We start from the raw sequence: 25,003 nt of genomic DNA, 5'->3' as shown, positions 1-25,003 counted from the left end.
TGTCGTATGCTCCACCCGAGTCGACAGGAAGGCACGCAATGATGCGTCAGCTACCAGCCGTCGCCGCACTCGCCGCCGCTGCGATGCTGGTTGCGGCATGCGACAGCAACGGGGGCGGCACCGGCCCCCCATCCGCATTCACGCCCTCGACGAGTGCCACCAAGCAGGCGCTCCCGCCGGCCGCACTCACCGATCTGTTGCTCAGCGAGGCCGAGGTCGACAGCGTCCTGGGTGTTACCGGCGCGAGGACCGACAAAGTGTCCGACTCGTTGCAAGAAGACCCGACCGCGGGCCTGGGGCCGGCGGGATATACCTTTCCCCAGGAATGCCTGTACATCACCGGTCCTGCTCTCGCGCCGGTATACGCCAACAGCGGGAGCACCATGGTTCACGGCGAGAGAATCAGCGTCCCCTCGCCCGACTCAGATGGTTCGACCCCTGACGCAAACCAATACGTGGTGATGTATCCGTCCGCCCAGCAGGCCAGCGCCTTCTTCACCAGGTCGTCGGAACGCTGGCCCGCCTGCGCCAACCGCCAAGGCACCGTTCCCGACAACGCGAAATCGCCGGGCTTTCAGTGGAAGGTGGGACCGGTGTCGAGTGCCAACGGAGTTCTGAGCACGACCGTATCGATAACCCTCACCAAGGATGGCAAGACGATCGACAAGAGCTGTCAGCGGGCGCTGACCGCACGCAACAACATCGCGATCGACGTCGACGGCTGCCGCCCAATCCCCGGAGACGTGGGCGTCGACATCGCCAATCAGATCGCTGGCAAAGTCGACAAACAGTAGAGGTTGCGCCCGTCCGCGTGAATCTGGTAGTTCGCGCTGCGATCTCGGTTGCGATCTTGGATGCGTCCTTAATTCCGCAAACACCGCGAGACCCGCGCTGCTGTCGTATGCTCCATCCGCAAACAATCTCTCAACAACTGACACGCGGGCGCGTGGTGCCCTGTCGAGTCGAGCAGGAAAGGCATCAAGGATGCGTCAATTTGCAGTCGCCGCCGCCGTGGCCACTACCGGGATACTGGTCGCTGCCTGCGGCGGAGGCAACGGGGGCGGCACCGCTTCGTCTTCGACCACGACAACGACGTCGTCGAAGCCTCCCCTCGCGCAAGCCGCGCTGCCGAACCTCTTGCTCACTCCCGCCGAAGTCGACAGCGTCCTCGGGGTCACGGGTTCGAAGACCGACAAAACTTTCGACACGCTGCAAGAGGACAAGAGCGCCGAGGTGTTCCCCGCTAGTTACAAGTTCCCCACCGAGTGCCTCTTCATCACCGGCGAGGGCTTGGCACCCATTTACACAGGCAGCGGCAACACCGCGGTGCACGGCGAGCGCGACATTGCACCCATACCCCCGGACTCGAATGATCCGAACCCCGACGTCACCCAATTCGTGGTGTTGTATCCGTCCGCCGACCAGGCGCGCACCTTCTTCAACACGTCGTCGCAGCGCTGGTCCTCCTGCGCGAACCGCCAGGAAACCGTGCCCGGCAGCGACGCGGACGCCCCGCAAATTCAATGGAAAGTGGGACCGGTTTCCAACGCCAACGGGATAGTGAGCACCACCGTGAGCGTGAGTCTGAGCAAGGGCAGCGAGTCGATGTCCCAGACCTGTCAACGGGCCCTGACGGTGCGCAACAACGTCGTGATTGACGCCGAGGCGTGCGGGAAGGGTCCGGGCGACGCGGGCATCACTGCCGCCAAACAGATCGTCGCCAAAGTCGACAAGCAGTAATCGTCGCGCGCCAGTTCCCCTGGCGTTCAATCGATTCGAGCAAGACCGACACGAGAGTCGCGACTTTGGTAAGAATGGGTTGCTATGCCGCGCTCATTCGATGTCTCGACCGAATCGCCCGCCAGCGTTGAACAGATTTATTGGGCGTTCAGTCGCGAGGACTATTGGCTGGCCCGCATCGCCCTCGGGGATACCACGACCACCACCCTGGATTCACTGAACGTCGATCCCGACGGCAGGGTGACAGTGCGGGTGACTCAGCACCTCGGTCGCCAGCTATTGCCCGGGCCGGTTGCCAAATTCGCACGCGGCGAGCTGAAACTCGTGCACGAGGAGACCTGGAAACCGGCCGGTGACGGTCATGTTCTCGGGCAGGTCAACGTCACGGCCTCGCCCAGGGTGGGAGGGAGCCGCGCCGATGCGCGGCTGGAACCCAACGGCAACGGGACACACCTGAGATTCGCCGGCAAAGTGGAGGTCAAGATCCCGCTGGTCGGTGGCAAGCTCGAGAAGACCCTCGGCGCCGGCCTGGATGAGAGCATCCCCGCGCTGCAGCGCTTCACCACCAGCTGGATCGCCGACCACTCCTAGGTTGTCCACTGCCGGGCCTCTTGCCATGCGAGGGCGTCGAGGTGTTAGCTCTGTATTCGTCAGCAACGACCGCTGCTTCGCTCATAGAAGGGCCAAGAAGATGCTTCGCAGCTTGTTCGCCCCAGGAGCAATTACGCTAGCGATTGCCGTCACGGCGTGCGGCTCGCATCAGGCGTCCGGACCCAACGCTCCCGGCTCGAGTTCAGCGCAGCCGGCGGCGATCAGCAGCACCACCGTCGCTCCGAAGTCTCCGACCACGGCCGTCGCGCCGGCGGGGACGAGCAGTGCGCCGCCCGATTGCGTCGGATTGTCGATCTGTACACCGCCTCCGCCGGACGCCGAGGGCAATCCGGCGTGCTACTACTCCGATGGCTGGCAAGCGAATTCAGCCGGAGCGGGAATCGAAATATGGTATTTCCACGAGCCGCAGAACCTGTCGAAGCCCGACAAGGTCACGGCGATCGTGCGAAAGAAAGACGGCACCAACGAGTCTCAAGATGCCGCCATCGAGGCCGGCCAACAAACCCATCGCTTCGAATTCCCGACGATCGATAAGTCCGCGGTTCAAGAGGTCCTGCTCGCATCGAGCAGTGGCCGCTGTTTCGTGATCGGCGGCTAGACACGTACTCGGCTCTCCCCCTTTGGTTTTCACACGGTTGAAAGGCACGAACTCTTTGCTGGAAGCGTGAGCCTTTCAGCCGCAGGGTGTTTAGCTGTCGGTCAACTCGGTAGGCTACGTCGTTAGTGCAGGCGACGGATAAAGGAACACCAGATGACCCGCATACGCACCATGACGCAGGCAGACACCAACGAGTGCGCGCGCATCTGCTACCAGGCCTTCAATGCCATCGCTGCCCGGCACAACTTTCCGTCGGACTTCCGCTCGGTACAGCAAGCTCACGATCTCGTCTCGGCATTGCAGCCGCACCCCGGATACTTCAGCGTCGTAGCCGAATCCGACGGTCGGGTAGTCGGTAGCAACTTTCTCGACGAACGTTCGGCGATATTCGGCGTGGGCCCGGTCAGCGTGGCCACCGATGTCCAGGACGGCCGCATCGGTCGCGCCTTGATGCAGGCCGTGCTGGACCGAAGCACCGAGCAGCAGGCGTTGGGAGTGCGACTGGTACAGGTCGCGTATCACAACCGTTCGATGAGCCTCTACACCAAGCTCGGCTTTCAAGTCCGTGAACCCCTCGCCGCAATCCAGGGCAGGCCACTGTCGATGCAAATCAGCGGATACGACGTGCGCGCAGCTCACGAAGCGGATCTGGCCGACTGCGACAAGCTCTGTCTACAGGTGCATGGCCATGACCGAAACGGCGAGCTGCGCGACGCGATCGCGCACGGATCGGCGAAGGTCGTCGAACGCGACGGCCAAATCACCGCGTACACGACCGACGTCGGGTTCACCGGCCACTCTGTTGCCGTGAGCAACGAAGACCTGATGGCGTTGATCGCCGACGCAGACGCGTTCTCCTGGAACGGATTTCTTGTTCCGTTGCGCAACGCCGAGCTCTTGCGATGGTGCTTCGATCACGGCTTGCGCGTCGTCTACATGCTGAACCTGATGGCGATGGGGTACTACCAAGAACCGCGCGGTTCCTCCCTGGCGTCGATCGGGTACTGACGAGCGCTTGCAACCGGCCCTGTCGGCGCTGAAAGCCCACGCCCTGCTGCAGGGCGAGGGCATCTGACGGTTATCCCGACGGGCTGACCGTCATGCCGGCCGCCACCGAATCGAACACCTGCGTCACGAGGTCGACGACGTCTTCGCGGGTGACGTCCAATTCACCGTCCAGCCAGGCGAGTAAGTAAGCGTCGGCGGCGGCCACCACGCCGACGCCGAGCAACAGCCGCCGACGATCGTCGATGCCGTCGACCGCCGGCAGCAGGTCGGCGACGAGCTGGGCCAACTTGCGAAGTCCTTCCTGGCGTTGGAGCGCAACCATCGGCCCACCGGAAAACACCTCACGAAGCTTGATGCGCGCGTGGCCGGGGTTGCCGTCCAGCCCCCGGCTGATCGTGTCGATCATCGCCCGCGCGCCTTCCGAGGCCCCGGTGGTGGCGTCGACCGCGGCTCGGCAAGCACTGACTTCCTCGTCGATGAGTTGGTCGTAGACGGCCGCCAGCAGCGCGTCCAGATCGGCGAAACTCTCGCCGAAATAACGGTCGCGCAGCTCCGCTTGTCGCAGCACCGCCCGGATGGAGGTGCCTGCGTAGCCGAGCTCGCCGAACAGCTCGATGCCCGCGTCGACCAATCGGGCACGACGCTCGGCGACCCGTTCCGCGGCTGTCTTTCCGTCGTAATCCCTCATTCAAGACCTTCTGATTGCACGCGTCCCATGATGCAAAGCGTAAGCCAACCTGCGCTCTTACCGCCAGAGTATGTGAGGGCAGTCACCATCTGATTGCACTTGCATTCAGATAGAGGTACGTTCGGCGCATGACATCTTCACCGGAAGCTTCACCAAAAAATTCGTTCGATTACGTCATCGTCGGAGCCGGTAGCGCTGGGTGCGTGCTGGCCAACCGACTCTCCGAAGACCCGTCGGTTCAAGTGCTTCTACTCGAGGCGGGCCCCGAGGACACCCACGACGCAATTCGGGTCCCCGCCATCTTCAGTTCCCTATTCGGGACGGAAGTCGACTGGGATTATCGCCTCGAACCGCAGACGCACTATCAGGGATCGATGACCTACCCCCGCGGCAAGACGCTGGGTGGTTCGTCGTCGATCAACCTGATGGTCTACATCCGTGGAAACCGCAGCGACTTCGACGGCTGGAGCGAAAGCGGCTGCACCGGCTGGGATTACGACAGCGTGCTGCCCTATTTCATCAAAGCCGAAAACAACAGCCGCCTCGGTGAACCGCTGCATGGCCAGAGCGGTCCCCTGCACGTCGAGGACCGGATGTTCACGCATGAGCTCTCGCACGGCTGGGTCAGCGCGGCCAGCGCATGGGGCCTGGCTACCACCGAAGACTTCAACGGCACCTCCCAGATCGGTTCGGGCGCTTACCAAGTCAGCTGCCATGAAGGTTGGCGGTGGTCGGGTGCCGACGGCTACCTGAGACCGGCACTCGCGCGGCCCAACCTCACCGTGCGGGTCAATGCGCATGCGACCCGGGTTCTCGTGTCCGGGACGCGCGCCACCGGCGTGGCCTACCTGCACGATGGCGCGGAGAAGACCGCCCATGCCGGGGCGGAGGTCATTCTCGCCGGCGGGACCATCAACTCCCCGCAACTGTTGCTGCTGTCGGGCATCGGTCCGGCCGACGCGCTGCGCGCACTGGGCATCGACGTCAAAGCCGATGTGCCGGGTGTTGGGGAGAATTTGCACGATCACACGATGACCCCCATTGTCTGGGCAACCCAGGACTCGACGGATCTGCTGGAGATGGCCAGCCCGGAAAACCTTGCGCTCTGGCAGGACCGGCGCGGTGGCCCCTTCGCCTCCAACGGCGGCGAGGTCGGTGGATTCCTGTCCACCGCTGGCGACGGCATCCCGAACATCCAATTCATCGGGGGGCCGACGTCATTCGTCGACCACGGTCACTTCAGTCCGCCACTGCCGAATTTCACGATGAATGCCGCCCCGACCCACCCGCGCAGCCGTGGCCGGCTCTGGCTGGGCTACGCCGATCCACTGAAGCCTCCGCGCATCGATCCGGCCTACTTCTCCGACCCGGCAGATGTTCACGACGTCATCGCGGGCCTGCGCGCGGCAATCGAGATCGCGCAGCAGCCTTCGTTGCGGAAGTTCCTCAAGGGAATGAATCTCCCCACTGACGAGAACCTGAACCAGGCCACCCTGGCCGCTCACGCGAGGAACTGGTCGCAGACCGAATACCACGCGGTCGGCACCTGCGCGATGGGTGTCGGCGAACGAGCGGTCGTCGATCCCGAGCTCAAAGTTCGTGGCGTCGAAGGACTTCGGGTCGTCGACGCATCGGTCATGCCCGCCATCATCAGTGGGAACACCAATGCGGCAACGGTCATGATCGCCGAAAAGGGCGCCGACCTGATCAAGAAATCTCGTCGCCCGGGCTCCGATACACGGTGCTGACGGCTCGCTACGAGTCAAGGTCCCCTGCAAATCGACACCACCGCCAGAACGACGACGGCCAGCAGGGCGAGTGTGCAGGCCAAACAACGAATGTTGGCCCGCAAATAGCAATCCGACTCGCAACTGAGATCGGAGGTGCTGGCTCGCCCCGTAGCGGCCCGGCGCAGCACCGTCAGCAGCGAACGTTTGTGCGGCACAGCCTTACTCGTACGTCTACGGGTGGTCGGCCTTGAAGAACATTTCGAACTGAATGCCGTCAATGTCCCTGAAGGTCAGGACCGCACCGTATTCACGGTCGGCGATCGGGGTGTGGTCTACGCCCAGCTGCTCGAAACGTGCCAGCCACTCGTCGAGTTCGGCACGCGTGTCGACTTTGAATGCCACGTGATCCAACCCGGTACGCCGTGGGTCGAAGGCCTCACCCTGATGCGCGTCGTGCTGCTGGAACTCGATGATGGTCCGGGTACTCGGATGCATCAGCAAGATCCCATGCCATCCATCGCCGGCGGCCCGGTCGATTTCGGTCAGGTCGAAGAGCGCAGCCCACCATCGGGCGCTGACCTCGGCGTCACGAACCGAGAACGAAATGTGCGACACCCTACTGAAAGTTGGCATAGAAACCCTCTGGACGTTGATCTGGATGGCAATGGCCCGACGTCGGCCCCATCCGCGCAATCTCGATCATTGCGTGTCGAGGCCAACATCCCCAGCACCGCAGCGGATTTACCACGGTCAAGCACTGAGCGGGTGACATGCGCGGGCCTGGCCCATCATCTGTTCGATGATCTCGGCGGCCGGCGCGATGCGGCGAACGGCGCCCACTCCCTGCCCGGCCGGATAGACCATCGACTCCCAATCACCGCTGGTCTCGGGTGTCGGGGGCAACGCCGACCTGACCGGCAAGTCGTACGCCATGTTGGCGGAGTGCGGAAAAAGTCGCGTGCCCCCGATGGTCTCGTCCTGCCGAGCCGTGGTTGCCTCAGCGCTGTGCACCGCGGGGGTCGCCAGCAATCGGTATGGCTGGTCGGGCCACTCGGGCCCGAAGGCGTTGGTGCGCAACGTCTTACCGGGCGAATCGACGAGCCGACGCTGGTACTCGGGATGGGCATTGGCTTCCGCGGCAGCGACCAAGGCGGTGCCCACCCACACTCCGTCCGCGCCCGCGCGTAACGCGGCGGCCACCGCGGTACCGTCGGAGATGCCGCCGGCCGCGAGCAGAAGCATGTCCGGCCAGTTGTGTTGGATGGTGCGCAACAGTGCGTGCAGCGGTATGCGTCCGCGGGCGTGACCGCCGGCTTCGCTGCCCTGTGCGACGATTCCGCTGACCCCGAATCCGATTGCAGTCGCGGCGATCTCAGGCGAAGATGCCTGCATCCACACTTGTATTCCCGCCGTGCAGAGCGCCCTGACCCAGTCGGCCGGGGGTGGGTCGTGGTGAAATACGACCAGCGGCACGTCCAGCCGGATGCATTCGTCGATGTGCTTGTCGGTGCTGGCCGGGCCGAGCCCGGTGTCAGCACAAATGAGGTCCACCCCAAACGGGCCAGACGTCAAGGCGCGCAATCGTTCCACCATCACGGCCAGGCTTTCGGCCGGGTCCGGGGATGCACCGAGCACACCCAATCCACCGGCGTTGGTAACCGCCGCGGCGAGCCGTTCGTGCGCGATGAATCCCATGCCCGCACCCACCAGCGGGTGGCGGAGGCCGTATTCGCGGGTCAACCGCGTTTCAAATCCAGTCGTATCCGGCGGCACAACTACCGGGCCGGGGTGATCGTCGTCGATCGCAGAATTGCTGGTCGAATCGGGCATCGCCCCTCCCAACTAATACTCCATATCGGAGCATCTTTACCTTAGTCCGTTCTGGAGTATTGTCAAGCCATGTCACGCAGGCAGCTGAGCCCGACATCCTTCGCGATCCTCGGGCTGCTCTCTATCCAGCCGTTCACGACTTATGAACTCGCACAACAGATGGAGCGGACACTGAGCTGGTTCTGGCCGCGGGCGGCCAGCATGATCTATGAGGAGCCGAAGAAGCTGGCGTCCGCCGGCCTGGCCGACCCGCGGGTCACCTTTACGGGCAAACGGCGTAGCACCGTGTACGAGATCACCGACGCCGGGCGCGACGCGTTGCGCGACTGGCTGGATGCACCCGCAGCCGGGATGCGGATGGAATTCGAAGCGATGATCAAACTGGCCTTCGCCGATGCCGGCGACGTAGGTCAGCTCCGCGCGACGGTGGCCGAAATCCGGGCCGACGCCGAGGCGCGACTCGCCGAGATCATGAACAGATTAGCGGAGTACGACACCACTGGCGGGCCATTCCCCGACCGCCTGCCCGTCGCCGCGATCACCGGCAAGCTGCTGATGGGCCAACACCAGGCCGTTATCCGCTGGGCTCGCTGGGCCGAAGACGCGATCAGAGAATGGACCGGCGTGACGCCGGCGACCGGCGCCAGGGTGCCAGCCCATGCGTTTACTGCCGGCTGGCCCTCGCAATATGGCGACGACTCCCCTACTGTGGCAGCGTCTCGCCGTGCGTCTCGGGCGCCAGCGGAATGATGAAGAGTCCGATGACGAACACGACCGCCGTCAGGGCCACCGGCAAGCCCAGGGTATGCATGTGCAGTACCGCGGCGCCGAGCACGAAGTTCACGCCGGCACCGACAAACCGGCCGATCGAGGTGCAGAACGCGAACGCCGTTGCACGCACCCGCGTTTCGAACTGCTCGGGCAGCCAGAGACTGAACAGCGCAAAGTTGCCGCCGAAGAAGCCGAGCACGAACAGCCACGCGATAAACGGCGCGAGGCCGTTGGGCAGATAGAACGCCCAGCCAAAGCTGCCCGTGATCGCGACTGCCATTCCCGCGAAATAGATCGCGCACGTCTTCCGGCGTCCGACGCGTTCCGCGATCGCCGGCAGGACAAGGCAACCCAGGATGGTTCCGATCGACAACAAGCCGGTCGCCCACGAAGCCGTTCTGGTCGCGTCACCCTTGCCCAGACCCGCATGCTGCGCAAGCTGAATCACGGCCGTCGGTTCGTATACCGTGCCTGCCCACAATCCCACGATCGCGATCGTCAGCAGCGCACACGCCACCCAGGTGCGACGCCGATAGCGCGCGCCGAGGATTTCGCGCAACGGGTTCACCCGGACCGAGGTGCCCGCCTCGGCCCGCTGCCACTTCTCGGTCTCCTTTACCCGCGTCAGAATCAGGATCGCGATCACGATTGGCACTGCGCCGGTCAGAAACATTGCGCGCCAACCGAAATGAACACCGATCGTGTAGTTGAGCGCCGCGGCCAGAAAGAAACCGGCGTAGTAGCCAGTCTGCAGATAGCCGGCACCCATCTTGCGTCGATCCTCTGGCCACGCCTCGGCCACGTAAGTCCCGGCGAGGGCCCATTCGCCGCCGATTCCGACACCCGCGATGAAACGGAAGGTGGCGAGCTCCCAGACGTTTTGCGCCATGGCCGAAAGGCCGGTGAAGATCGCAAAGGTGAAGATCGTCGCCGCCAGCACCTTGGTCCGCCCGAACCGGTCGGCGATCGGTCCCCAAATGAAGGACAGCCCCCAGCCCACGAGGAACAGGGCGAACAGGATCGATCCGACGAGCCCGACATTGGCCGGCGTTGCGGAGATCCCCGACCGTGGCAACAGTTCGGTCAGCGCGGGCGTGAGCACCAGCGCGTAGATGAACGAATCCATCCCATCGAGCGTCCAGCCGGTCCATGCCCCCCAGAAACCCACGATTTGTGAGCGATTGAGCGGCGTCCGATGGCGTGCGGGCACTACCTGTTCTGTCGTTGAACTCATTTCGCCCTCTCGCTGAACAACCATCCACATGAACGACCATCGCGTGAGCCAGCAAAGTGGCAGAGCTGAATTCGCTTTGGCATTCCGCGCTTCGAGCACGGTTGCGATGGCAAACGTGTCACGACAGCGTATTTCGTTACAACGCGCTGGCGAAGGCTCACAATGAGCTCTTCGCCAGAAGGAAATGCGTGTTGTCTTTCGGTCGTCGAGTCTTGGTTGCGGCATTCGGACCCAAGCTCACGACTAAATCGCATGGTTTCGCTACATTTAGTAATCGCCTACTAGGGTTCAACGCGGAACGAGGCCATCATGGGATTCATCACGCCGGACCTTCCAGACGTCGATCGCGACACCTGGCCCTCGCTGCCGCGGTCCACGCGGATGCAAGTGGTGACACGGCATTGGGTGGAGCACGGCTTCGGCACCCCGTATGCGATCTATCTGCTGTATGTACTCAAGATGGCCGCCTACGCCGGCGGGGCCGCGGCGGTCATCTCGCTAACCCCCGGTCTGGGCGGTCTGGATCGCATCCAAGACTGGTGGACGCAACCGATCGTGTACCAGAAGGTCGTGGTCTACACGCTGCTGTTCGAGGTGCTCGGCCTGGGCTGCGGATCCGGACCGCTCACGGCACGATTCTGGCCCCCAATCGGGGGCTTCCTCTATTGGTTGCGGCCCAACACGATTCGTCTGCCACCCTGGCCGCGCGTGGTTCCCTTCACCCGCGGCGACAGTCGCTCGATCATCGACGTGGCCCTCTACGCGATCGTGCTGGCCTCCGGTGTGTGGTCGTTGCTCTCGGCAGGCCGCGGCGGCCCGGTCACCGCGTCGGGCGATGTCGGCCTGCTCGATCCGGCCTTGCTGGTGCCGGCGATCATCGCCCTGGCGCTGCTGGGTCTGCGCGACAAAACGGTGTTCCTGGCGGCGCGCGGCGAACACTACTGGCTGACCCTGTTCGTGTTCTTCTTCGCTTTCACCGACCAGATCGCCGCCTTCAAAATCATCATGCTCGGACTCTGGTGGGGGGCGGCGACCTCCAAGCTCAACCATCATTTCCCGTACGTCGTCGCGGTGATGACCAGCAATCACCCGCTATTGCGCAGCAAACTGTTCAACTGGGTCAAGCACCGGCTCTACCGTGACCCGGTCAATGACCTACGTCCCTCGTGGGTGCCCAAAGTCATGGCACACGTGGGCGGCACCACGGCCGAATTCCTGGTGCCCTTGGTCCTGGTCTTCTTCGCGGACGGTCATCGCTGGGCATGGTTCCTGATCGCCTTCATGGTGATCTTCCACCTCAACATCATTTCCAACCTCCCGATGGGAGTTCCGTTGGAGTGGAATGTGTTCCTGATCTTCTCGCTGTTCTATTTGTTCGGGCACTACAACACAATTCACGCGACGGACCTTCAGTCACCGCTGTTGCTGGCCATCCTCGTCGTCGCGCTGGCCGTGGTGCCGATTCTGGGAAACCTTTTCCCCCAGCAGTTTTCGTTTCTACCGGCGATGCGCTACTACGCCGGTAACTGGGCGACCAGCGTGTGGTGCTTCCGCGCCGGTGCGGAAGAGAAGATCGAAACCAACGTCGTGAAAAGCTCTGCGCTCACTGCGAAGCAATTGACCAGGCTCTACGACGAGGCGACCGCCGAGATCACGATCGACAAGGCCGGCGCCTTTCGGTCGATGCACACTCATGGTCGCGCGCTCAATGGGCTGCTGCCCCGCGCCATCGACGACGAAACCGCGTACCGGATGCGCGAGGGCGAAGCCGTCGCCGGTCCCCTGGTCGGCTGGAACTTCGGCGAAGGCCACCTGCACAACGAGCAACTGCTGGAGGCCTTGCAGCGGCGCTGTCAGTTCGACGAGGGCGACGTCCGGGTGGTCATTCTGGAAGGCCAACCCATCCAGACCCAACGACAGTGGTATCGGATCGCGGACGCCAAGGCCGGCGTGATCGAGGAGGGCTACGTCACCGTCGAGGACATGCTGGCACGTCAGCCGTGGCCCGAGCCCGGCGACGAGTTCCCCGTCCACCTCACCCACGATGCCACCAAGCGGCTATCCACCGCCGATTAGTTGTACTGCCCGGGCAGTACAACTAGCTGCGCGGACGACGACTCGCCGGGGCGGTAAAGCCGCCGGTGTCGTCGAAGAACGCCCACGATCCGTTGTCGTCGACTTCCATGCGCCAACCCAGCTCAGAACTGCCCGCGACGGTGTCGATAAACCATGCGTGTGCAGCCTCTGCGCTGTCGAAACTCTTCGTTGCGACTATCTCGCCGTGTGGATCGATAGCCCGAAACGTGGCCATGCGACGTGATTATCCCCTTCGGTCAAGTTTCAACCGCACGTAATTTCGACCGACGGGGCGTGTTTTGCCTGCTTAGAGCGTGCGAGTCAATTGATTCGCGAGGAGTTCAGCGAATCTGGCCGGGTCCTCGAGAGCACCGCCCTCAGCCAGCAACGCCGTCCCGTACAACAATTCCGCGGTCTCGGCGACCGTGGGATCGTCGGCGCGCTCCTGGTGGGCTTGGCGCAGCCCGGTGATCAGCGGATGATCCGGATTGAGTTCCAGGATCCGCTTGCCGATCGGGATGTTTTGCCCGGAAGCCTGATAGATGCGGGCGAGCGCCGGGCTTATTCCGAATGCGTCGGTGATCAAGCAGGCCGGCGATTCGGTTAGGCGAGTGGACAGGCGCACCTCCTTGACGTGGTCGCTCAACGTCTCCTTCAACCAGGTCAGCAGGTCGGCGAATTCTTTCTCCCGCTCCTCGCGTTCGGCGTCGCTCGAGTCCTCGTCGGAATCAAGGTCGACTTCGCCCTTGGCCACTGACTGCAAGGGTTTGCCGTCGAATTCGGTCACGGTGCCCACCCAGACCTCGTCGACGGGGTCGGTGAGAATGAGGACCTCGTAGCCCTTGGCCTTGAAGGCCTCGAGGTGCGGCGACTTGAGGATTTGCTGTCGCGTCTCGCCGGTGGCGTAGAAGATCTGCTCCTGTCCTTCCTTCATGCGCGCGACGTATTCGGCGAGGGTGGTGGCGTCCTCCTCGCTGTGCGTCGACGCGAATGAGGAGATCTGCAGCAGGGTGTCCTGGTTGTCGACGTCGGACAGCAGACCCTCTTTGAGAACCCGGCCGAACTGGGTCCAGAACGTGCGATAGTCCTCGGGCCGCTCGGATTGCAGATCCTTGATCGTGGACAGGACCTTCTTGGTCAGGCGGCGACGAATCGCGTTGATCTGCCGATCCTGCTGCAGGATTTCGCGAGAAACGTTGAGCGACAGGTCTTGTGCGTCGACCACACCCTTGACAAAGCGCAGGTACTCGGGCATGAGCTGGTCGCAGTCGCCCATGATGAACACGCGCTTGACATACAGCTGGACCCCGATCTGGGCGTCACGGCTGAACAGGTCGAACGGGGCGTGCGACGGGATGAAAAGCAGGGCCTGATACTCAAAAGTGCCCTCCGCCTTCATCACGATGACCTCGAGCGGGTCGTCCCAGGCGTGCGCGATGTGCTTGTAGAACTCCTTGTACTCCTCGTCGGACACTTCGTCCTTGGGCCTGGCCCACAACGCCTTCATCGAGTTCAAGGTCTCGGTCTCGATTGTGACGACCTCGTCGCCACCTTCTTCTTCGGCTGGGGTACGCCGCTCGACCTCCATGCGGATGGGCCACGCGATGAAGTCGGAGTACTGCTTGACGAGGCTGCGCAGTTTCCATTCCGAGGTGTAGTCGTGCAGCTCGTCTTCGGCGTCTTCGGGTTTGAGGTGCAGGGTGACGGCGGTACCTTGCGGGGCGTCTTCGACGGATTCGATGGTGTAGGTGCCCTCGCCGGTCGATTCCCACCTGGTGGCTTCGCTCTCGCCGGCCTTGCGAGTCAGCAGCTCGACCTTGTCGGCCACCATGAATGACGAGTAGAAACCGATCCCGAACTGGCCGATAAGTTCCTCCGACGCCGCCTCGTTCTTGGCCTCCCGCAGCTGCTGGCGCAGCTCGGCGGTGCCCGACTTGGCCAGGGTGCCGATCAGGCCGATGACCTCGTCGCGCGTCATGCCGATGCCGTTGTCGCGGATGGTGAGGGTGCGCGCGCCCTTGTCCACGTCGATCTCGATATGGAGGTCAGACGTGTCGACGTTGAGGTCCTTGTTGCGGAACGCCTCCAGCCGAAGCTTGTCCAGTGCGTCCGACGCGTTCGAGATCAACTCCCGCAGAAACGAGTCCTTGTTGGAGTAGACCGAGTGGACCATCAGGTCGAGGAGCTGGCGCGCCTCGGCCTGGAATTCCAATTGCTCAACACCCGCATTCATGGGATTCGAATCTACCGTTGTGCTCCGGCTCTACGCTGAAGAGGTCAGCCCACCCGGTGAAGGGAATTCAGGTGTCTGTTGCTCAACGCGAACGTGCCGCCCTCGTCGACACCATGCGCAGCGTCGGGCCGGACGCGCCCACCTTGTGCGACGGCTGGACCACCCGGGACTTGGCCGCCCACCTCGTGATTCGCGAATATCGTCCCGACGCCGGACCCGGCATCCTGATCCCGTTCTTCGCCGGCCACACCGCCAAGGTGCAAGACGACGTGGCGGAGCGCACCGATTGGAATGCGCTGCTGGACAAGGTCGCGTCCGGTCCGCCCGTCTACTCACCGCTGAAGCTGCTCGACCCGGTGGCCAATATCGGCGAGATGTTCATCCACCACGAGGACGTCCGCCGCGCGCAGCCGAGCTGGACGCCACGAGCCCTGGAACCCGCCCTGGCCAACAGCCTGCGGCGCACCCTTCCGCTGATGGCCCGGATGACGCTTGCCAAGGTTCCCGGCCGGGTCGCCTTGCGCATCCCGGAGGGCAGGACGGTGTTGATCGCGGGCAGCGGCCCGGCCGTCACCGTGACCGGTGCGCCCGAAGAGCTGCTGCTGTTCTCGGTCGGGCGAGCGGCCCGGGTCGAGTTCGACGGCGACGCGTCCACGGTGCAGGCCGTCCGCGATGCGCCCAAGGGGCTTTAGCCCTCCGTCACGCCGACGGCTCGGCTACAAACGGCACTTCCACACCCTTCTGGAATGACAATGCCGCACTCTTGATCCGATGGGGCCTCACAGCTGGCCTCGACCGAAGGCCTCGCGCAGATCCTTCTTGATGACTTTGCCGAATTGGTTGCGCGGCAAGGTGTCGACGATGACGAGGTGTTCGGGATGTTTGTATCGGCTCAGGCCCCGCGAATGGCAGTGCTGTACCAGGGATTCCAATGACACGCCGTCGGCCGAGGCAGGTATCACGACTGCGCAGACCCGCTCCCCCGCGGTGCGGTCGGGCACCCCGATGACGGCGACGTCGGCGACGGCAGGATGGGTGGCGAGCACGTTTTCGATCTCGAGGGCCGAGATGTTCTCCGCGTTGCGGATGATCGCGTCCTTGATTCGGCCGGTGACCCGGACGTTGCCGTCGGTATCGATCAGCCCGAGATCGCCCGTGCGCAACCAGCCCTCGTCGTCGAACGCGTGGGCGTCGAGCGTGGCGTCCGCGTAGCCGAGGAAGCATTGCGGCCCCTTGAGCCGCAGCTCCCCTTCCTGGCCGACGGCCAGTTCGTTCTCCCGGCTGTCGACCACGCGGACGCTGACGCCCGATACCGGTGCACCGACGGTGTAGTCGAGCACCTCGGGCGCGGCGTTCAGCGGCGGCGAGGTCGCCACGGGAAACTCGGTCATCCCCCAGGCGTTGGCGATGCCGGGCATCCCGAAGGTTTCGCGGACCTGCCGTCCCAGTTCGGCGGTGATCGGCGCACCCCCGGCGATGCAACCCCGCAACGCACCGAAGAGGGGCTGATCGCCATGGGCCCGTTGGGCTTCCAGGAAGGCGACGAAAAAGGGCGTGGCCGTGCCCAGGAAGGTCGGATTGTGTGTCGCGATCGCCAGCGGTGTCGTGGCCGGATCGAATACCTCGAAGAGCGCCAGGCGCATGCCGGTCATCAGCGAGGCGGCCACCATGGCGGCCCCACCGATATGGGCGATCGGAAAGGCGATCGGATCCACATCGGCTGCGGTGATCCCCATCGCCGCCACCATCCCGCGCGAGCCGGCGATCACCGTGCTGTCGGTGTGGCGAATCCCCTTGGGCGCCGCGGTGGTTCCCGATGAGTAGTAGATCCACTGGTTGTCGCCACCGGGCGCCGCGGTGAGGGTCTCGGCACTGGCACGCGGAAGCCGTAGCTCACCGGCGTGTGGGGGTGTCGCCAGGTCGACGGTGATGACCTCGAAGCCCTGAGCCGACGCCAACGACCGTGCGAGCGCGCCGTGATGGAATCCACGCCAAACTTCGGGAACCACAAGGAATTCGGTCGACAGCTGACCGGTAATGAAGCCGACCTCACGCTCCCGCAATATCGGAATGATCGGGTTTTGCACGGCGCCGAGTCGAGCCAGCGCCGCCATGACCACCACGGTTTCGAGCGTGGTTGGCAGCTGCCAGGACACCACAGTTTGCGCGCCGATCCCACGGTCGGCGAACGCGGCCGCGGTCTCGCATGCGGCGTCGTTAAGCTGACGTGCGCTCAGGCTCCGACCATAGTCGTCGGCGAAAAGCGCCCGATTCGGCTGATGCTGAGCCGATTCGGTGATCAACCGCCAGTAGGTGACGTCCTCTCGGGTCGTCATCCGGCCGACGGCAAGTCCGAGGGTGGTCGAAATCCGGAGTGCGCGATGGCCACGGACACCGCGCTGCCGACCGGGCCTAGGTGGTCCACGACAACGGCCGAACCGTTGGCCACTCCGCCGTCGCTGTAGTGGGTCAGTGCGGCCAGCCCGATGTGCGGTCCTTCGGGCAGTCGGCTCAGAGTGAGCGTGTAGTCGACGTTGATGAACTCCAGCGCCTTGCTGCCCCAGTTGGCGATGGCGGCAGTGACGTCGGCACACAGCGCAGCGCGGGTGAATGGCGTGAGGGGCTCGTCGTCGACCAATGGACGCGTTTCATGTAGCCAGGTGTACTTCGGTCCGGTCATGTCCCACTCGGGATCGGGATTCTGAAGGTCTCCGCCCCAGCCGTAGGTCCGCAGGAACAGCGTGGGGGTGTCACCGTCTTGCTCGACGGGCAGCCGCGGCATCTGCAAAGGTTGTGACCACACTGTGCCGTCGGGCTGCGAGCCGCGCCGCAACAACAGCGCGCTGGCCCGCGCGACCGGTTCGCCACGCTGGATGAGAAGCGCCTCGACCAGCCGTAATCGCCGGCGTTCGTGTTGCACCTTGGTGTGCAGCTCGAACGGCTCCAGCGCCGCCGGTGCGGGCAGGTCGACCGTCAGCCGCGCAGGTTGCAGCTCCGGGTCGTCGACCACACCCTCGAGGGCTGCGGCCAGGATCCCACCGACCACGTGTCCGCTCATGGACGGGCCCCACCCACCGCGCGCCATTGCCGTTGGCACGTAACGGCTTTCGTCGCGCATGAAGTACGGCATCGGCGTCGTCGAATCGACGCCGTCCGCCAGGATATTCGGCTCGGTCACCACATGCGTCTCCGCACGAACAGGGCTTTCATCAAGATTCCTCCTCTGAGGTAAGCAACAGTAGATGTTACAGTTCGTCTTCCGGGTCGCGCGATATGCCGTTGCCGTTGGTGTCAAAACTCCACGCGCACAGCAGTATTGACTTTCGTACCCGAGACGGGCGGCCCCTTGCCCACCTGTCGAGCAGCGAATGCCAACGGATTCACCAAGGCCTTCGCAGTGGCAAGTCACAGCCGACTCATAGCTAGGCTATCTAGTCTTGAGCGGGTTGGGGGTCGACGTTCGATATATCCACTAGCAAATACGTGGGGGGAATATGAAACTCAAGCAATTGATTGCGGCGGCCACGCTCGCCGGCGCCTTTAGTGCGTCAGCGCTGGGCGTGGGCGCCGGATTGGCAAATGCCGCTCCTGGTTCACCACCTTCGGCGCCGGCAGGCCATGGCGCTCCCGGACCCGGCGGGGGCGGCCACGCTCCGACCGGGCCAAATGATCCTGGCGGACCCGGTGGCCCCGGTCCCGGTGGACCCGGCGGCCCAGGCGGACCTCAAGGTGGTCCCGGTGGACCCGGCGGCCCAGGCGGACCTCAAGGTGGTCCCGGCGGGCCCGGTGGCCCCGGCGGCCCTGGGGAACACGGCCCGGGCGGCCCAGGTGGACCTCAAGGTGGTCCCGGCGGGCCCGGTGGCCCGGGCGGGCCGGGACATCCCGGCGGCCCTGGTTTCAATGGTCCGGGCGGACCTGGTGGTCCCGGCGGGCCGGGTGGCCCGGGCGGACCCGGTGGTCCCGGCGGGCCGTGGCACGGAGATCCGCACCGCGGCTACTTCAACAACGCGCCGTGGGGCGACGGACCTGGCCCTTGGGGACCGGGTGAGCCGCCTCGTCCGGCGTGGGATCGACCGCTCCCGCCGCCTGGCGGTCCGTGGAACTATGGCCCGATCAACTACTGGGGCTACCAGGAAACCCCCGTGTGGGATCCCGGTTTCAACGCCTGGGGCTTCTGGTTCTTCGGGGTGTGGATCCCGCTGTAAATCGCTGACCTCGACCCACCACGACGCCCGTTTCGCCGCCCGGCGAGGCGGGCGTCGTGCGCTGTTGTGCGGGCTCGGGCGGCGCGGCTGGCCGCAACGTCTTACACTTCTCGCGTGAATCTGCGGATGACAACGGCGTCTTCGCGCTTTGGTGAAATCGCCGTGAACGTACGACGTTTCGTTGCCGTCGCCCTCATCGCGGCGCTCGCCGCGAGCTGGGCGCCCGCACACGCCGCCGGCAATCGCACTATCACGCTGACGCTGGTGCGACATGCCCAATCGGCGGCCAACGCGTCGGGATTGATCGACACCACGGTCCCGGGCCCCGAACTTTCACCCCGGGGGTTCTGCCAGGCGAACGTGGTGGCTGCGCAATTGGCGCCCAACCACTACGACGGTGTCTACGCCTCGACCATGATCCGCACCCAGGAGACGGCCACACCGACGTCACAAGTGCTGGGTGAACAGATCACGGTGCTGCCCGGGCTGCGGGAGATCGAGGCCGGCAAGTTCGAGGGCACCCCCGAGGCCGATATCCCCCAGACCTACTTCGCGGCTCCGGCGCGCTGGCTGCAGGGCGATCGCAGCGCTCGGATCCCCGGCTCGGTGAATGGCAACGAGTTCAACGCGCGGTTCACCGAAGCCGTCCAGCGGATCTACGACAGCGGCGAGCAGAATCCAGTCGCGTTCTCGCACAGCGCGGCGATCATGTTCTGGGTGCTGATGAACGCGCGCAATGCCGACCCGTCGTTGCTGAAAACCAAGTCGCTGACCAACGTCGGCCACGTGGTCCTCACCGGAAATCCTTCCGACGGCTGGACGTTGACCGAATGGGATGCCGATCCGCCGCCGTGCTGATTTCCCGACGCGGCCTCAGCTCTTGATACCGACGGTTACCACGTCGGATACGAACCGAAGCCAGAAGGGCCGCGGGATGCGGTGCTGATCGGCAACGGTGAACCCCGCGCCCTCGAAGATCGACCGCACCTCGGCCGGCGATGCGTTGTGCTGCGGTTTCCACCTATTCCTCGACACATGCAGCAGCGTTTGACGCGCACTCAGTGCGGAGACGACCGCCAGTCCGCCCGGCACCAGGGCGCGATGGAACTCCCGCAGCGCTGCCGGCTGGTCGAAAAAGTGGAAGGCCGAGGTCGTGACGACCGCGTCGAGGGCGCCGTCGTCGAAGGGCAGCTGCTCGGCCGGGCCACGCAACCACTGCACCCGATCGGATCTGGCGCGCGCCTGGGCGAGCATGCCGTCCGACATGTCGACCCCATAGATCGCCTCGGGATGCAGTTCACGCTCGATTCGATCGCTGAGAATTCCTGTCCCACAAGCGATGTCAGCGATCCTGCGTGATTGATGGTCACGCAGCCGCGCGATCACCTCGTTGTGCGGCGGGCGATACACCCACTGCTGCAAAGTTGGCTGGTCGTAGGCGGGGGCCAGGAAACTCCAGACCCCGGTGATGGCGCTGTTAAACCCCCGACGTCGCGGTGCGGTCATACGTCATGTCTAGTGGTGGCCCGGCAATCCGGGTCCACCGGGTCCACCGGGGCCGCCCGGTCCGCCGGGCCCACCCGGTCCGCCCGGGCCACCCGGTCCGCCCGGCCCGTTTGCGGCCGGAAGCACAAACACGCATTGGTTCAATTCGACGCTCCAGGCCCACCCCGGGGCGCAATACGGGTCGGCCCGGCTGACCGCGGGCGCCGCGATCCAGGCCGTCGGCAACCCTGCCATCACGAGAGCGAACACGCCTACGGCGCAACGCCGTAGCAATGGTGTCGTGTCGGTCATGTCGGTTCTCCTCCCCGCAAACGTCCAGCCGGCAGCCGGCCACATCATTGTGCGCCGCCGGAGCCGTTTGCGGTCCGGATTCGTTTGGCTCCGTTCAGGCGGGCACTCGCCCGAAGGCGATGGCGGAAGATCGCCGCTACGCTGCGCGCCTGGACCCGTCCAAGATCGAACTCGGGGCGGTGTTCCGGTTCCCGCACGATGACCGGCCCAACCGAGTCCTGCGGCATGACGGTGACATCGTGATGTACGACGTCTGGTGGCCGCGTCGGGCGACTGACCGGGCCTTTAGCCGATTGCACGAAACGCTTGCAGCACATGGGAATCACTAAGTTCAGACACAGGTAAGCGCATTAGCGTGGCGGTGTGACTGATCGCCAAGAACGCGCAATGTCCTTCGGATCGATTGCCGAAGACTACGACGGACTGCGGCCCCAGGCCCCGCAGGAGGCGGTGGACTGGCTGGTGCCACCCGGTTGTGAGGTGGCCGTCGACGTCGGGGCGGGAACCGGGTTGTTCAGCCGCACCCTCGTGGACAGGGCAGCTCAAGTCATTGCGGTGGAGCCCGACGCACGAATGCGCAAGGTGCTCACGGAGCGATCCCCGGGAGTCCGCGCATTCGAGGGTCGCGGCGAGTCGATCCCGCTTGCCGACGCCACCGCCGACGGGGTGTTCGTGTCGTCGGCGTGGCACTGGATGGATCACGAACGGGCCCTTCCCGAGATCGGTCGGGTGCTGCGCGACGGCGGTCGGTTCGGCCTGATCTGGACGAGCCGCGACCGTGAGGTGGACTGGGTGCGTGACCTGGGCCGGCTGCCCGGCCAAGACCTCGAAGAGGTCCAATCGGTCGACCGCTTCCGGCAGCGCCTGCACTTCGACCTTCCCGAACCGCAGATCTTTCACAACATCGAGCGCGAGATCTTCCGGTTCGTGCGGACGATGACGCTCGAGGACGCCGTCGCGATGCTGGCGACCTACAGTCGGGCGATCATCGCCTCCCCGGAGGATCGCGCCCGAACGCTCGACGCGGCGCGCGCGGCCATGGAGGCACGCTTTCCCGGAGCCGACATGATCGACATCCCGATGCGCGCGTGGTGCTGGCGCGCCGACCGCGTTTCGCGCGGTGCCGAGTCATGAGCCGGATGTTGCGTCGCGATTCCCACGGGTCACGGGAAAGGCGGGGTGTGGCTGTTCGCCAAAGTGATATCGCATGCGTTTTCGCTTTTGAGAACCACTTCATCGGCCCCAGCTGGTGCTGAAGTGATTAACGCGCAGATTCCTCGTCTCGAAGAGCCCGAACATGATGCATCCAGACTTTGCTCACACCACCGCCCAGGCACGCTACGCTGGGCCCGCAGCACCACTTCCACCGATGCCCCCTGAGGTCGGACTAGGCAGGCCACAACTGAAGATCCGGGATCCGCAATGAGATTTGTGCTCGCAAGTTATGGAACTCGGGGGGATATAGAGCCGTCAGTCGCTGTCGGCCGCGAATTGCTGCGCCGAGGGCACGACGTGCAGATGGCCGTCTCGCCCGACCTCGTCGCCTTCGCCGAAGCGGCCGGGCTCAACGCGGTCGCCTATGGGCTCGACACACAGGAATGGCTGGATACCTACCGCGACTTCTGGGCGTCCGCCTTCCACAACTCGTGGAAAGTCCCCTCGCTGATCAGGATGTGGCGCGAACTTCGCGAATCCGTCGTCCAGAGCTGGGTGCAGATGAGCGAAACGCTGACCCCACTGGCGGACGGCGCCGATGTGCTCTTCACCGGCGAGAGCTTCATGGAAACCGCGGCCAACGTCGCGGAGTACTACGACATGCCGCTGGCCACCCTGCACTACGTCCCGATCCGGGCCAACGGTCAACTGGTCCCGATCCTGCCCTCCCCATTGGTCCGTTCGGCAATGAGCGTGTCCAACTTGCTGACATGGCGGATGACGAAGCATCTCGAGGACGCACAACGCCATGAACTGGGCCTTCCCGACGCGACGCGTCCAGCCTCGCGACGCATCGCGGATCGTGGATCGCTGGAAATCCAGGCCTATGACAAGGCTTGCTTTCCCGGTCTGGAAGCCGAATGGGCGAAATGGAAGGGGCAGCGACCCTTCGTCGGAGCGCTGACCTTGGAACTGACGACAGACGCCGACGAGGAAGTCGCGTCGTGGATTGCGGCGGGAACGCCGCCGATTTGCTTCGGCTTCGGCAGCATGCGGGTCGAGTCTCCCGTCGACACGGTCAAGATGATCAGCGCGGCATGTGCGCAACTCGGTGAGCGGGCGCTGGTGTGCTCGGGCTGGAGCGACTTCGGCGCCGTGCCACATTTCGACAACGTCAAGGTGGTCGGCGAGGTCAACTACGCGGCAATTTTTCCCGCCTGCCGCGCGGTCGTGCATCACGGCGGCACGGGCACCACGGCCGCGGGCCTGCGCGCCGGAGTTCCCACGCTGGTCCTGTCGATGGACCTCGTTCAAACGATCTGGGGAGCTCAGATCACCAGACTCAAGGTCGGTGCCGCGCGGCGGTTTGCGAACACGAACCGGGCATCATTGGTCGCCGATCTACGCCAGATCCTCACTCCGGAATGCGTGAGCCGAGCCCGAGAATTCGCCACTCGGATGAGCAAACCCGACGCGAGCGTTGCCAGTGCGGCCGATCTGCTCGAGGATTTCGCCGGCCCTAAACGATCGGCGGTCAGCCCAGTTCTGCGCTCAGGTAGCTGATGGTCCGCCGAAACTCGGCCAGCAGCTCGTGATCCGGAAGCGCAAATCCGTTTTCGGCGTACAGGTCTTCGGTGGGATGCTGCGTGACCGTCCAGCCGGTACCCGCCAGGTGCTCGCCGGCTTGGCGACGCTCACCGACCCACACCAGATCGGCGACGTCGAAATCGAGCCCGTGCTTTTGCCACCCGCTGCGTAAGGCACGCGCGCGCTCGTCGGTGAACACGCGCATGTCGGTGATGTTTTCGGTGGCCAGGCGGCTGCCCGGCGCGCTGAGTGCGGTGATGTTGTCCAGAAGCCGATCCTGGGCATCCGGCGGCAGATACGGCAGTAGGCCTTCGGCGATCCAGGCCGTCGGGGCCGCGGTGTCAAAGAAGTTGTCGCGCAAGGCCGTAGGCCAGTCGTCGCGCAGGTCGACTCCGACCGCTCGCCGTTCGGCGGTCGGTTCGGCGCCGATCTGAGCCAACGTGGTGTCCTTGAACAAGATCACCTCGGGCTGGTCCACCTCGAAGACCACCGTGCCCTCGGGCCACTGCAACCGGTATGCCCGCGCGTCGAGGCCTGCCGCCAAGATGACGACCTGACGGATCCCACTCTCGGTCGCGGCGAGGAAGAAGTTATCGAAAAACCTTGTGCGCACGGCCATCTGCTCGCAGCGCTGCCGCGCGGTCAGGGGTACATCCGCGTCGTCAAGAGGAATATCGCCGTCGAGCATGCGCGTGAAGAACGGGTGTCCCACCGCGCGGACCAACGGCTCGGCGAACCGATCGTCAAGCAGCGGATCCGGATCGCGTGACGCCAACGCTCGAGATGCCGCCACCATTGTTGCCGTCGCTCCCACGCTGGAGGCAAGGTCCCAACTGTCCCCTTCGGTACGCGCTGCGCCATCCGATGACACCGTTACCCCCATCCTGAAACCGGCCCGCGAGAGCAGAAATTCGATAGCAGCCACCATAACTTGAGCCGCAGCGCCACGATCCGCAGGTAGCGAACCAAAAAGAAACAACAAAGACCGCCACATGCGTCGCACACGACACTAAAGTGCTCTGGGTGAGCAGGAACGTGTTAGCCATCGGCCGGAGCCGCTGGATGGCGATCGCGGCCTCGCTCGTCGTTTCTGCCGGAATGATTTACGCCCAAGGAACGAAGTCGTCGCTCCCTGTTGAACCCCCCACCGCAACCCCGACCATGACCGCGGCTCCGCCCCCGAAAGACCCGGCGACCGGACTGGGCCCGCATGTCGCCACTCCGTCGGAGGTGGAGTCGTTGGCGGCGCTGGCGGCGACCGCGCCGACCGGGGCACAGAGCTTCCAATTCCCGTTGCCCGCCGGTGTCGCGTCCGAGGACCGGTTGCAGGTGAAGACCATCTGGGCCGCCCGTGTCATCAGCGTGCTGTTCCCGCAGATCAAGACCATCTACGGGTATCGGCAAGACGCTCTGCCATGGCATCCCAATGGGCTGGCGATCGACGTGATGATCCCGAATCATGCCAGCCCCGAGGGCATCGAACTCGGCAACCAGATCGCCGGATATGCGCTGGCCAATGCGAAGCGGTGGGGCATCAACCACGTGATCTGGCGGCAGAAGATCTATCCGGGCCCCAACTCGGGAGCCTGGACCGCCGACCTCGGAAACGAAACCGCCAACCACTACGACCACGTCCACATCGCCACCGGCGGCGGCGGATATCCCAAGGGCAACGAGGTTTACTACATCGCCTCGATGACCCCCGCGCCGCCGGAGTAAAGACTTAGCCAGCGCGCAGG

The 25,003-nt window shown here is 64.5% G+C and carries 25 protein-coding genes; 14 read left to right on the top strand and 11 right to left on the bottom strand.

Annotated features, from left to right (window positions below; genetic code table 11):
- Positions 1 to 41: 41 nt before the first annotated feature.
- From G6N55_RS28890 to G6N55_RS28870, 5 genes are all read left to right on the top strand, one after another.
- Entirely contained in the window at positions 42 to 794 is a 753-nt protein-coding gene (locus G6N55_RS28890) for a sensor domain-containing protein (RefSeq protein ID WP_085221740.1), read from the top strand.
- A 190-nt stretch (positions 795 to 984) separates the two neighbouring features.
- Positions 985 to 1,740 carry a sensor domain-containing protein gene (locus G6N55_RS28885; protein ID WP_085221674.1) on the top strand — a complete coding sequence of 252 codons (756 nt, stop codon included), beginning with the start codon at positions 985 to 987 and terminating at the stop codon, positions 1,738 to 1,740.
- A gap of 84 nt (positions 1,741 to 1,824) precedes the next feature.
- Positions 1,825 to 2,331 (top strand): DUF2505 domain-containing protein, encoded by a 507-nt coding sequence (locus tag G6N55_RS28880; RefSeq protein WP_085221673.1) that lies wholly within the window; start codon positions 1,825 to 1,827, stop codon positions 2,329 to 2,331.
- 1 nt (position 2,332) lies between these two features.
- A complete protein-coding gene (locus tag G6N55_RS28875; RefSeq protein ID WP_232078862.1) occupies positions 2,333 to 2,950 on the top strand; it encodes a hypothetical protein in 618 nt (205 codons plus the stop codon).
- A 153-nt stretch (positions 2,951 to 3,103) separates the two neighbouring features.
- Positions 3,104 to 3,958, top strand: a complete 855-nt coding sequence (locus G6N55_RS28870; RefSeq protein WP_085221671.1) for a GNAT family N-acetyltransferase — start codon at positions 3,104 to 3,106, stop codon at positions 3,956 to 3,958.
- Positions 3,959 to 4,028: 70 nt separating this feature from the next.
- On the opposite strand, the gene G6N55_RS28865 is transcribed toward G6N55_RS28870, so the two are convergent.
- The gene (locus G6N55_RS28865; protein WP_085221670.1) at positions 4,029 to 4,646 is read right to left on the bottom strand and encodes a TetR/AcrR family transcriptional regulator; all 618 of its coding nucleotides are present in this window, start codon (positions 4,644 to 4,646) and stop codon (positions 4,029 to 4,031) included.
- A 128-nt stretch (positions 4,647 to 4,774) separates the two neighbouring features.
- Here G6N55_RS28865 and G6N55_RS28860 point away from each other — a divergent pair, with 128 nt between their 5' ends.
- Entirely contained in the window at positions 4,775 to 6,394 is a 1,620-nt protein-coding gene (locus G6N55_RS28860; RefSeq protein WP_085221669.1) for a GMC family oxidoreductase, read from the top strand.
- 213 nt (positions 6,395 to 6,607) lie between these two features.
- Here G6N55_RS28860 and G6N55_RS28855 read toward each other — a convergent pair whose 3' ends face one another.
- Positions 6,608 to 6,991, bottom strand: a complete 384-nt coding sequence (locus G6N55_RS28855; protein WP_163667646.1) for a VOC family protein — start codon at positions 6,989 to 6,991, stop codon at positions 6,608 to 6,610.
- Between the two features lie 135 nt (positions 6,992 to 7,126).
- Entirely contained in the window at positions 7,127 to 8,206 is a 1,080-nt protein-coding gene (locus tag G6N55_RS28850; RefSeq protein ID WP_085221667.1) for an NAD(P)H-dependent flavin oxidoreductase, read from the bottom strand.
- 69 nt (positions 8,207 to 8,275) lie between these two features.
- Here G6N55_RS28850 and G6N55_RS28845 point away from each other — a divergent pair, with 69 nt between their 5' ends.
- Positions 8,276 to 8,956 (top strand): PadR family transcriptional regulator, encoded by a 681-nt coding sequence (locus tag G6N55_RS28845; protein ID WP_085221666.1) that lies wholly within the window; start codon positions 8,276 to 8,278, stop codon positions 8,954 to 8,956.
- On the opposite strand, the gene G6N55_RS28840 is transcribed toward G6N55_RS28845, so the two are convergent.
- Positions 8,910 to 10,103 carry an MFS transporter gene (locus G6N55_RS28840; RefSeq protein ID WP_197747375.1) on the bottom strand — a complete coding sequence of 398 codons (1,194 nt, stop codon included), beginning with the start codon at positions 10,101 to 10,103 and terminating at the stop codon, positions 8,910 to 8,912. The genes G6N55_RS28845 and G6N55_RS28840 overlap by 47 nt on opposite strands.
- Positions 10,104 to 10,520: 417 nt before the next feature.
- Between G6N55_RS28840 and G6N55_RS28835 the strand changes: the two genes are divergently transcribed.
- The gene (locus G6N55_RS28835; RefSeq protein ID WP_085221664.1) at positions 10,521 to 12,287 is read left to right on the top strand and encodes a DUF3556 domain-containing protein; all 1,767 of its coding nucleotides are present in this window, start codon (positions 10,521 to 10,523) and stop codon (positions 12,285 to 12,287) included.
- A gap of 22 nt (positions 12,288 to 12,309) precedes the next feature.
- Here G6N55_RS28835 and G6N55_RS28830 read toward each other — a convergent pair whose 3' ends face one another.
- On the bottom strand, positions 12,310 to 12,522 hold the full coding sequence (locus G6N55_RS28830) for a hypothetical protein (protein ID WP_085221663.1): 213 nt from the start codon (positions 12,520 to 12,522) through the stop codon (positions 12,310 to 12,312).
- A 72-nt stretch (positions 12,523 to 12,594) separates the two neighbouring features.
- Positions 12,595 to 14,520: a molecular chaperone HtpG gene (htpG, locus tag G6N55_RS28825; RefSeq protein WP_085221662.1), complete on the bottom strand. Its 1,926-nt coding sequence runs from the start codon at positions 14,518 to 14,520 to the stop codon at positions 12,595 to 12,597.
- Between the two features lie 71 nt (positions 14,521 to 14,591).
- On the opposite strand from htpG, the gene G6N55_RS28820 reads away from it, so the two are divergent.
- Positions 14,592 to 15,212, top strand: coding sequence for a TIGR03085 family metal-binding protein (locus tag G6N55_RS28820; protein ID WP_085221739.1), 621 nt, complete (start codon positions 14,592 to 14,594; stop codon positions 15,210 to 15,212).
- Between the two features lie 87 nt (positions 15,213 to 15,299).
- On the opposite strand, the gene G6N55_RS28815 is transcribed toward G6N55_RS28820, so the two are convergent.
- Together G6N55_RS28815 and G6N55_RS28810 are read right to left on the bottom strand one after the other, a co-directional pair.
- A complete protein-coding gene (locus tag G6N55_RS28815; RefSeq protein ID WP_085221661.1) occupies positions 15,300 to 16,856 on the bottom strand; it encodes a class I adenylate-forming enzyme family protein in 1,557 nt (518 codons plus the stop codon).
- The gene (locus G6N55_RS28810; RefSeq protein ID WP_085221738.1) at positions 16,853 to 17,638 is read right to left on the bottom strand and encodes an acyl-CoA thioesterase domain-containing protein; all 786 of its coding nucleotides are present in this window, start codon (positions 17,636 to 17,638) and stop codon (positions 16,853 to 16,855) included. Before G6N55_RS28810 ends, G6N55_RS28815 begins: the two co-directional genes overlap by 4 nt.
- A gap of 376 nt (positions 17,639 to 18,014) precedes the next feature.
- Here G6N55_RS28810 and G6N55_RS29995 point away from each other — a divergent pair, with 376 nt between their 5' ends.
- Positions 18,015 to 18,725 carry a chitin-binding protein gene (locus G6N55_RS29995; RefSeq protein WP_085221660.1) on the top strand — a complete coding sequence of 237 codons (711 nt, stop codon included), beginning with the start codon at positions 18,015 to 18,017 and terminating at the stop codon, positions 18,723 to 18,725.
- Positions 18,726 to 18,881: 156 nt separating this feature from the next.
- On the top strand, positions 18,882 to 19,583 hold the full coding sequence (locus tag G6N55_RS28800) for a histidine phosphatase family protein (RefSeq protein WP_163667802.1): 702 nt from the start codon (positions 18,882 to 18,884) through the stop codon (positions 19,581 to 19,583).
- Between the two features lie 15 nt (positions 19,584 to 19,598).
- Here G6N55_RS28800 and G6N55_RS28795 read toward each other — a convergent pair whose 3' ends face one another.
- Together G6N55_RS28795 and G6N55_RS29510 are read right to left on the bottom strand one after the other, a co-directional pair.
- Positions 19,599 to 20,231, bottom strand: a complete 633-nt coding sequence (locus tag G6N55_RS28795; protein ID WP_085221659.1) for a class I SAM-dependent methyltransferase — start codon at positions 20,229 to 20,231, stop codon at positions 19,599 to 19,601.
- A gap of 9 nt (positions 20,232 to 20,240) precedes the next feature.
- Positions 20,241 to 20,522 (bottom strand): hypothetical protein, encoded by a 282-nt coding sequence (locus tag G6N55_RS29510; RefSeq protein ID WP_139826786.1) that lies wholly within the window; start codon positions 20,520 to 20,522, stop codon positions 20,241 to 20,243.
- Between the two features lie 363 nt (positions 20,523 to 20,885).
- Between G6N55_RS29510 and G6N55_RS28785 the strand changes: the two genes are divergently transcribed.
- Together G6N55_RS28785 and G6N55_RS28780 are read left to right on the top strand one after the other, a co-directional pair.
- Entirely contained in the window at positions 20,886 to 21,656 is a 771-nt protein-coding gene (locus G6N55_RS28785) for a class I SAM-dependent methyltransferase (protein WP_085221656.1), read from the top strand.
- Between the two features lie 288 nt (positions 21,657 to 21,944).
- Positions 21,945 to 23,240, top strand: coding sequence for a glycosyltransferase (locus G6N55_RS28780; protein WP_085221655.1), 1,296 nt, complete (start codon positions 21,945 to 21,947; stop codon positions 23,238 to 23,240).
- Here the strand turns inward: G6N55_RS28780 and G6N55_RS28775 are convergent.
- Entirely contained in the window at positions 23,212 to 24,135 is a 924-nt protein-coding gene (locus tag G6N55_RS28775; protein ID WP_085221736.1) for a class I SAM-dependent methyltransferase, read from the bottom strand. The two genes, G6N55_RS28780 and G6N55_RS28775, sit on opposite strands and share 29 nt — an antisense overlap.
- Positions 24,136 to 24,326: 191 nt before the next feature.
- Between G6N55_RS28775 and G6N55_RS28770 the strand changes: the two genes are divergently transcribed.
- Positions 24,327 to 24,983 carry a glycoside hydrolase gene (locus tag G6N55_RS28770; RefSeq protein ID WP_139826795.1) on the top strand — a complete coding sequence of 219 codons (657 nt, stop codon included), beginning with the start codon at positions 24,327 to 24,329 and terminating at the stop codon, positions 24,981 to 24,983.
- Positions 24,984 to 25,003: the final 20 nt, after the last annotated feature.

This window comes from Mycobacterium florentinum (assembly GCF_010730355.1).
GTDB lineage: Bacteria > Actinomycetota > Actinomycetes > Mycobacteriales > Mycobacteriaceae > Mycobacterium > Mycobacterium florentinum.
This window is presented reverse-complemented; position numbering and strand designations above follow the sequence as displayed.

Excerpts from the sequence above, each read along its gene's own strand:
- G6N55_RS29995 (WP_085221660.1), top strand. The coding sequence starts at position 18,015 with ATGAAACTCAAGCAATTGATTGCGGCGGCCACGCTCGCCGGCGCCTTT.
- G6N55_RS29510 (WP_139826786.1), bottom strand. The coding sequence starts at position 20,522 with ATGACCGACACGACACCATTGCTACGGCGTTGCGCCGTAGGCGTGTTC.
- G6N55_RS28835 (WP_085221664.1), top strand. The coding sequence starts at position 10,521 with ATGGGATTCATCACGCCGGACCTTCCAGACGTCGATCGCGACACCTGG.
- G6N55_RS28860 (WP_085221669.1), top strand. The coding sequence starts at position 4,775 with ATGACATCTTCACCGGAAGCTTCACCAAAAAATTCGTTCGATTACGTC.
- G6N55_RS28770 (WP_139826795.1), top strand. The coding sequence starts at position 24,327 with ATGGCGATCGCGGCCTCGCTCGTCGTTTCTGCCGGAATGATTTACGCC.
- htpG (WP_085221662.1), bottom strand. The coding sequence starts at position 14,520 with ATGAATGCGGGTGTTGAGCAATTGGAATTCCAGGCCGAGGCGCGCCAG.
- G6N55_RS28865 (WP_085221670.1), bottom strand. The coding sequence starts at position 4,646 with ATGAGGGATTACGACGGAAAGACAGCCGCGGAACGGGTCGCCGAGCGT.
- G6N55_RS28795 (WP_085221659.1), bottom strand. The coding sequence starts at position 20,231 with ATGACCGCACCGCGACGTCGGGGGTTTAACAGCGCCATCACCGGGGTC.
- G6N55_RS28810 (WP_085221738.1), bottom strand. The coding sequence starts at position 17,638 with ATGCGCGACGAAAGCCGTTACGTGCCAACGGCAATGGCGCGCGGTGGG.
- G6N55_RS28890 (WP_085221740.1), top strand. The coding sequence starts at position 42 with ATGCGTCAGCTACCAGCCGTCGCCGCACTCGCCGCCGCTGCGATGCTG.
- G6N55_RS28830 (WP_085221663.1), bottom strand. The coding sequence starts at position 12,522 with ATGGCCACGTTTCGGGCTATCGATCCACACGGCGAGATAGTCGCAACG.
- G6N55_RS28815 (WP_085221661.1), bottom strand. The coding sequence starts at position 16,856 with ATGACGACCCGAGAGGACGTCACCTACTGGCGGTTGATCACCGAATCG.
- G6N55_RS28885 (WP_085221674.1), top strand. The coding sequence starts at position 985 with ATGCGTCAATTTGCAGTCGCCGCCGCCGTGGCCACTACCGGGATACTG.
- G6N55_RS28870 (WP_085221671.1), top strand. The coding sequence starts at position 3,104 with ATGACCCGCATACGCACCATGACGCAGGCAGACACCAACGAGTGCGCG.
- G6N55_RS28880 (WP_085221673.1), top strand. The coding sequence starts at position 1,825 with ATGCCGCGCTCATTCGATGTCTCGACCGAATCGCCCGCCAGCGTTGAA.
- G6N55_RS28845 (WP_085221666.1), top strand. The coding sequence starts at position 8,276 with ATGTCACGCAGGCAGCTGAGCCCGACATCCTTCGCGATCCTCGGGCTG.
- G6N55_RS28840 (WP_197747375.1), bottom strand. The coding sequence starts at position 10,103 with ATGGATTCGTTCATCTACGCGCTGGTGCTCACGCCCGCGCTGACCGAA.
- G6N55_RS28850 (WP_085221667.1), bottom strand. The coding sequence starts at position 8,206 with ATGCCCGATTCGACCAGCAATTCTGCGATCGACGACGATCACCCCGGC.
- G6N55_RS28780 (WP_085221655.1), top strand. The coding sequence starts at position 21,945 with ATGAGATTTGTGCTCGCAAGTTATGGAACTCGGGGGGATATAGAGCCG.